Below are 7057 nucleotides of genomic sequence, written 5' to 3' on the forward strand. Positions count from 1 at the left end.
GGTGACGGCCTATCTGCCGACTTAGAGGTCACAGACATCAGGTCGTCACTACCGGCTCACGCCGGTTTTAAATAGTCGAAACGCCACAGGGTTCAATCCACAGACATCGTCTCAAAAAGAGTTCTGGCCGTCCATTGAAGATTCAGATTCGGCGACAGAGAGTTATCTTCGGGCGGGGGGATCTGACGGGGAGCTGAGCTTGGGCGTATCAGAAAACGTGGGGACACGAGCGCACGGAGAGACATGACGACCATTCCCCACGCTTGCTGTCTGACTCCGGGACAACAACCGCGTCTCAGTTGAAAGACCGTGATGGTAAATGGTTTGCGGTCGATTGACATGCGTCCAAACCGGCGTGATGCAGTGCAGGCGTAGAAATCCCACAACTATAGGCGAGGTGATCGTGGACAACACGGCGGACTACAGCATTGTTGCTTGGTCCGCTGTGGTGTCTGCCGGTTGATCGGTGTCGGCGGGTGTCTCCCGGACGACCATCGTCCCGGCGAGACGGTCACCGATCCGCTGTCTCTTGTCGGAAGCGGCCATCGCGATGAACCCGATGAGGTAGTAAAACAGGCCGTCGATTATCTCGAGAAGATTCCGAACGAATGCGGAACTCAGTGAGCATTGCCCGCCGTCTTCCTCGACGACTTTGATGCCGAACAGTTTCTTGCCGACGGTGTAGCCGTCCCACAACCCCTCCAGCAGGAAGAAGTAGATGAAGCCGGCGACGACTCCGAGCAAGAGTCCAATCCCGCCGATCACGCTCCCTGCATCGCCACCGATCGCACCACCGATCGCCCCGATCACACCGGCGATGACGCCGATGATGAGGGCCACGGCGATACTGTCGACGATCTGGGCTCCGATTCTGGCACCGATAACACTCGTGTCGTCCCGTGTCGGTCGGGTCGGATATCCTTCCATACCATTCCATCTACAATATGGGACTTAAATCTATGTACTTGGGTTTAAGAGGAACCGCCAGCAACACGCNAACACGCTGGTCCACTCACGAGTTAGACAGCGGGCGTACTCAACCACGACGGTCGGTGTGACGTTGCGATCGGCGTTCCGTCGGCAGAATGTCCGCTCTGGGAACACTATCCGATGACCATGGCAGAATGATTCAGTGGCCGGTCTATGCATCGAGGAATTTTGCGTATCACGTGTACCCCGTCGCTCGGCACTCACACCATCGTCCGGACGACGGCGGATGGTTTGTTGTTCACCCACGACGTCTCGTGAGCCTTTCTGATGGATATTGTAATAGAGACCAACAGATCGGCTGGAAAGTGTGTTCATACGCCAACTAGTCGGCAAGGAGACTGAGATCGGTAAGCTGTTCGGCAACCGTTGCGACCGCCGTCTCGAGAGTCGTGCGCTCGGTCGCACCCGCCACGACGAGTTTCCCCGACCCGAAGAGCAACACGACTACTGTTGGCGAGTCGAGACGATACACCAATCCCGGAAACTGTTCGGGCTCGTATTCGGTTTGCTCTAAGCCCAGCCCTATCGCTACCGGGCTCAGATTCAGCTGTTCATCGAGATCAGCGGTCGCGACGATGTTCTGGACTGTGATCTCGGGTGTGCATTCGATCGAGACTCCGAGATCACGCACGATCGTCACGAAATGTTCGAAGGCCGTCCGCATCTCGCTAGTGCTCGTCGCTCCTGTCACAGTGGCTTTGCCTGACTCAAAAACCATCACCGTCGCTTCGTGGTCCGGAGCCTGATACAAGAGGCCGGAAAAGTTCGACGGCTGGTAGTCTGCGCCATTGAGATCAGACGCTAAGGTCGCCAAATCGACCTCCCGTTCAAGATCACCTGCACCGACCACGTTCTGTATCTCGACAGTGTCGGTCGGGTCAGTTTCCAGTGTCACGCCTTATCCCGTGAAATTTCAAACAGCGGCGGGATAAACCTGTCCGAATACGTGACACCGCGCGATTTTTCTCCCGCGCTCATCTCGATAGATCGTAACGACTGATCTATTGAAAATGGGGTACGGCGGCAGGGTTCGTGGATTTGAACTGAGACGTCACACATTTGAGTCGGAAAGAATCGTGAGTTTCTTGTCTGATTTGGCAGTGATCGTCGCGATCAATCCAATTATATATACCAGATGCTTAATGAATTATATCGGGGAGAAATTGTCTAAACCATCAAAACCCTGCGCAATTGTCTATTTTCAATAGAGAAGACTGTTCGATTTCTTGTGCCCATGCTCCGCGCAGGGATAGCAGGATTTCCACCGAGTCACAAGAGTGTCCCCAGGAGTACACCGGAGAGCAAACCTGACTAAGCGTCGACAACGATCAACATCCGCTTCGTGTGGTCGAAGTCATCGGTCGTGACGAGTAGCCTCAGTACCTCGCAAAGCTCGTCGGCTGACTGCTTCTGAGATGTGAGTTCGATGGAGAAATCGGTGCCGAGCAACTGTTGGGAAGGACGATTCGGCATGGAGAGCATCGAGCCTGTCGCAGTCGGCGGCGGAACGCCGCCGACGCGACGGCGTTGCCACTCGACAAGCGGGCAGTCCTGATTGGTGGATTAGCGCTTGAAGCGCTCGTCAGGTGGCTTGTTCGCGGGGACGGCCCGACGTACGTCGAGGGCCGTCCATGCTGCCCGCGTCACCATGCGGATGAACTCCTCGAACGACCATTCCCACAGGCGACGCCCGCCACGGCGGGGCGTCGCCACGTACTCCCAGTGCAAATACCGCCAGGCGTTTTGGAAGAGCAGACTGATCACGACGAACAGCAGCCGTTGCGTCGGATCAGTCGTTGTCGTCGAAATCGTTGTCTTCTCCGCGAGGCGGTAGCTCGATTCGATGCCGAACCGACGGCTGTAGTAGGTCCGCGCCTGTGAGGGCGTCTCGATGAACGGCGCGTCCACGGCGTAGCCGTGACGCGCCACACCGTGCTCGTCGTACCGACCGTTCTGGTACGTACAGTCGATGTAGACAGGGAATTCGACGGTCCACTCGTGACCGTCGAATCCCGTTTCGAGGTCGTGAGTGATGGTCCGACTCCATCCCTGACGAAGCTCCGTCTTGATCGCCGCTCCCCACTTGATGATCGGAACGACGTAGGCGTAGTTGTGCGCGTGCAGCAGCGTGAGACACTTGCCGTCGTAGAACTCCGAATCGAGATAGACAGCCTTGACCTCGAGGTCAAGGCCTTCGAGAAGACCGAGGAACTCCGCGAGGACACTGCTGGCGGTGTCGCCGTCTTCGAGACGGCGCACCGCCAGCGTGTAGCGTTTGTTCCGGACGCGTGCGTAGAGCGTGGCGTAGGCGTGGAACGCGGTCGTGCCACGTTTGGCTTCAGAGTGATAGAGACCCTCAGTTTCGTCTTCATCACCGTAGTAGGGCCGCAGGTGGAGGTCAACGACGACCTCCACCTGCTCGGGAAGAAGTTCGAGCACATCGCGTTGGAGCAGGAGATTCCCGACGGAAGCGACGTCGTTGAGATCGAACTTCGTACGGAGATGGTGGAGGACGTCAGTGCCGGAGGGAGCGTCTTCGCTATGCTTGCAGAGCGAGGAGATGGAGGTCCCGTCGGCGCACGCGCCGACGAGGACCTCGAAGATGTCGTCAGGGTCGATTTCAGCGTTCTCGCCGAGAGTGAGGGAGAACGCGCCAGTGAGAGTGTTGACGAGGAAATTAAGGAGCTGGTCCTCGTGGATTTCGTCGTCTGCTTGCTGTTTTGTGGTCACATCTCCAGCAAGCAGACGTCGCCACTAACCGGCTTTGCGAGGTACTGAGCCTATGGGTGGCAGTGCGGGCGGGTAGTTCACACCGTGACGGTGCTTTCAGAGCCGCCACTGATCGTCAATGACAGCAGCATATCCTCTACTTGCTGGCCAACCTCCGAGGAATACACCATCTCTGGGATGGTACTCGCAGCGGTATAGAGGGTATCACCAACGAGCGTGAGAACCGCATTTTGTCGGATGTTCATGGAGGCCTCGGCCGAGCTGAGTCGCAGATCGAGAAAGGTCGCGCGGCTGTCGTTTGGAAGCGTGACTTCCCGTCGATCGAGCGTTTCATTCGTCATCTCGTTCTCTCCGGCAGACTGTTGGTAACCGCTCAAGAACTGCTCTGTCGCCTGGTCGAGCGTCACTGACGATGGCGCACCTTCGCGGAGGAACACAGTCAGGCTGCTTGGCATATTTGCAGCTGTGAAAGAAACCTCCGTGGGGTCGGTTTCATCCACTTGCCAGTTGCTCGGATATTCGATCGTGTACGGGTAGGAATCACTGCTGTAGGTCTCGCGATCCGAGAGGTCAAGACTTCCCTCCCCCATCGCTGCCGTTCCGGCAGCTGTGGGTTCTGCTGTGGGCTGGGATGTAGCTGTCTGCATTGGGGTGGGAGTTGCAGTGGCTGTTTGGGTCTGTGTCTGAGTTTGAGTTTGAGTCTGAGTAGCGGTCTCTTGTGCGGTTTCGGCCATTGTGGTCGCAACTGTCGTTGCAGTTGTCTCACCGCCTGCCGACGTGTTAGATCCGTTTGTGGACTGGGTAGAGTTGTTCCCGCTACTGTTGTTGCCTGTACTACCATTACAGCCAGCGAGGAGTGAAAACCCTGCTGTGAGACCAACCAAGACGCGTCGTCGTTGCATATTATTGGTTCTCACATACGATATATGAAGATTTCTATTTTCGTATTGGAATATCAAAACGGCATATCTCGTGATCAAACGCGACAGCTCCTGATTTTTCTGCTCTATTAAAAATGCGGCACAGAGTTGGAGTTGAGGATTCTAGACGAGTAGAACAAGCGTCTCCAGACATTCTATTGACAACATTCTTTGAAGGCTGCTCAGATTGACGAATTTCCAATGTCGTGAGCTAACTTGACAATAATAAAGAAATGCTGCATGAGCGGCTCCGAAACCGGACATGGGTGAAGATCTACTGCTCGACAAAACCACCCGACGCACAACGGATGAGTATGGGTTGAGCAGGCACTGAAAGTGGGCCGAGAGGTGCTCGACGACCGAGATCGAATCTACTACGTCAACGATCAGGTCCAGATCATGTCGACCGGCGAGTAACTCGAAATCAAACTCTTTCACGGGTCGGTCCGTCGGTTTCACGCAAATTGCTGTGGGAACCCCTCTATGACATGTTTTCAGCAGTTGTGTGACCGACGCAATACAGTGGTAACTGCTAGCATGAACCAGAAACGTTCTCGAATATGTAACGATAAATAGAATGGGGCAATTCAGGAAAGAAAGGGCTATATTCCCCCTATCGAGTAGTGTCTTTGTACATAGTGGTCCGTCTTTCAAACCCTCTCAGAGTAGTCGTACTGTATATCGGTCTTGCGCTCGTGCGTGCCGATCTCATCGAACCAGAGCGGGCACGCCGGACGACCCACCTCGCGTGGCCACGCATCCTTACCGGCATCGCCCGGATGTCGAAAAACGCCGTCGACATCGCGATGGTCGGGGTCGCGGTTGGCTCCGCTGGCATCGCCGGTGTGGGCTTTGCGAGTCCCTTCTGGGGGCTCGCGTTCGCCGCCGGCGGCGGGATCGCTGCCGGGACGATCGCGCTGGTCTCCCAGCGCTACGGGGCCAAGCGCCTCGGTGCGGTCGATCGAGCCGTGCGATCGAGCGCCGTCATCGTAGTGGCGATCACGCTCCCGCTCATTGCGATCTTCTGGGTCTTCGGCGGCGATCTCGTCGCGCTGTTGAGCAACGATACCGAGGCGGTCGCGCTCGGTGCGACCTACCTCCGGATCGTGGCGTTTGGCATCCCCTTTGCGGCGCTCAACCTTATCGGGAGTCGGGTGTTCCTCGGCGTCGACGACGCCAAGACACCGATGATTCTCCGTTCGGGTGGTGCGATCGCAAACGCCGTCATCAACGGCGTCATGATCTTCGGGCTTGATCTCGGAGTCGCCGGCGCGGCGATTGGTACTGTGCTCTCGAACGCACTCGTGACTGGGATCTTCGCGGGCGGGCTCGTCGCGGGGCGGCTGCCCGGTCTCGGCGAGCTTCCGGTGCAGATCGATCCGCGGGGGAGTTACCTTGGCGATGTCCGCGAACTCGTCGACATCGGAACCCCCGTGGTCGGTCGGAAACTCGTCTGGACGATCGCGCAGTTTCCGATGCTCGCGATCGTTGCGCTGTTCGGCCCGCAGGTCGTGGCGGCGTACGTGATCGCGCGCCGGATCTGGGGGCTGATGAATACGCCCGGCTGGGGGTTCGGTCTCGCCTCCTCCAGCCTCGTGGGCCAGGCGCTCGGCAGTGGCCACGAGGAGACCGCCGAGGCGTACGGCCGCGAGATCGTGCGGTTCGCGGTCGCGGTCTACGTCGTCTCGGCCAGTATCGTCTTCGTGCTCGCCGACCCCATCGTCGCCACCTTCGCGGGCGGCGGCTCCGAGACCATGATCTCGGTCGCGGTGTCGTTGGTTTCTGCGGCCTGCGTTGCAATCGTTCTCAAGGGTGTTTCGGAGTCCGCTGCCGGCACGCTCGATGCGAGCGGCGACACCGAGTGGCCGTTCTACAGCCAGGTGCTCGGCATCTTCGGCGTCGCGATCCCGCTGGCCTACCTCGGCGCGACGACCTCACTCGGTCTCTACGGCCTGTATCTTGCCTTCCTCGCTGAAACGACGGTACCGGCGGTGCTCAATTACTACCGCTTCGCCACCGACAAGTGGAAACAGGTCAGCCGGCGTCACCGCCCCGACACCCCAGCGTAATATCAGGACCCTACCAAGTCTGGTGTTGTTGAGAGGGAAGACAAGACCGTTACAGCTAGTTAGCTGATACGTATCGCGGCCGGGAATGGTACTTTNCAAGTCTGGTGTTGTTGAGAGGGAAGACAAGACCGTTACAGCTAGTTAGCTGATACGTATCGCGGCCGGGAATGGTACTTTTGTTTGATTTTATAGATGAGCAAAGAGTTTTGTATTTATTCCTATCACTTTCGCGAAGATGAATTCGCGTCACGATAGCGCAGCCGCTCCGCATGGAGCGGCTCGCGTACCTCTTCCTATCGATTAGTCAGCCTCAAGATCGCGGCTCCACAGATACCGCTTCTTTGTCTC

The 7057-nt window shown here is 57.3% G+C and carries 5 protein-coding genes; 1 reads left to right on the forward strand and 4 read right to left on the reverse strand.

All coding sequences use genetic code 11. The features are described 5' to 3' along the window. Window positions 1-420: 420 nt before the first annotated feature. The 4 genes from C448_RS01415 to C448_RS01430 all read right to left on the reverse strand — a co-directional run bounded on the left by C448_RS01415 (window position 421) and on the right by C448_RS01430 (window position 4367). On the reverse strand, window positions 421-927 hold the full coding sequence (locus C448_RS01415; RefSeq protein ID WP_004051344.1) for an RDD family protein: 507 nt from the start codon (window positions 925-927) through the stop codon (window positions 421-423). 385 nt (window positions 928-1312) lie between these two features. Next, complete coding sequence (locus C448_RS01420; RefSeq protein WP_049916014.1) at window positions 1313-1879, reverse strand: TATA-box-binding protein; 567 nt, start codon at window positions 1877-1879, stop codon at window positions 1313-1315. 674 nt (window positions 1880-2553) lie between these two features. Continuing rightward, on the reverse strand, window positions 2554-3720 hold the full coding sequence (locus C448_RS01425; RefSeq protein ID WP_004051346.1) for an ISH3 family transposase: 1167 nt from the start codon (window positions 3718-3720) through the stop codon (window positions 2554-2556). A 77-nt stretch (window positions 3721-3797) separates the two neighbouring features. Next, window positions 3798-4367, reverse strand: a complete 570-nt coding sequence (locus C448_RS01430; RefSeq protein WP_239640501.1) for a hypothetical protein — start codon at window positions 4365-4367, stop codon at window positions 3798-3800. Between the two features lie 968 nt (window positions 4368-5335). Here C448_RS01430 and C448_RS01435 point away from each other — a divergent pair. Then, the gene (locus C448_RS01435; RefSeq protein ID WP_004051348.1) at window positions 5336-6709 is read left to right on the forward strand and encodes an MATE family efflux transporter; all 1374 of its coding nucleotides are present in this window, start codon (window positions 5336-5338) and stop codon (window positions 6707-6709) included. Window positions 6710-7057: the final 348 nt, after the last annotated feature.

It is taken from the genome of Halococcus morrhuae DSM 1307 (assembly GCF_000336695.1).
In the GTDB taxonomy this organism is placed as follows: domain Archaea; phylum Halobacteriota; class Halobacteria; order Halobacteriales; family Halococcaceae; genus Halococcus; species Halococcus morrhuae.

What these genes read in the sequence shown, in the direction of transcription:
- C448_RS01415 (WP_004051344.1), bottom strand. Translation starts at nt 927, where the DNA reads ATGGAAGGATATCCGACCCGACCGACACGGGACGACACGAGTGTTATC.
- C448_RS01430 (WP_239640501.1), bottom strand. Translation starts at nt 4,367, where the DNA reads ATGCAGACAGCTACATCCCAGCCCACAGCAGAACCCACAGCTGCCGGA.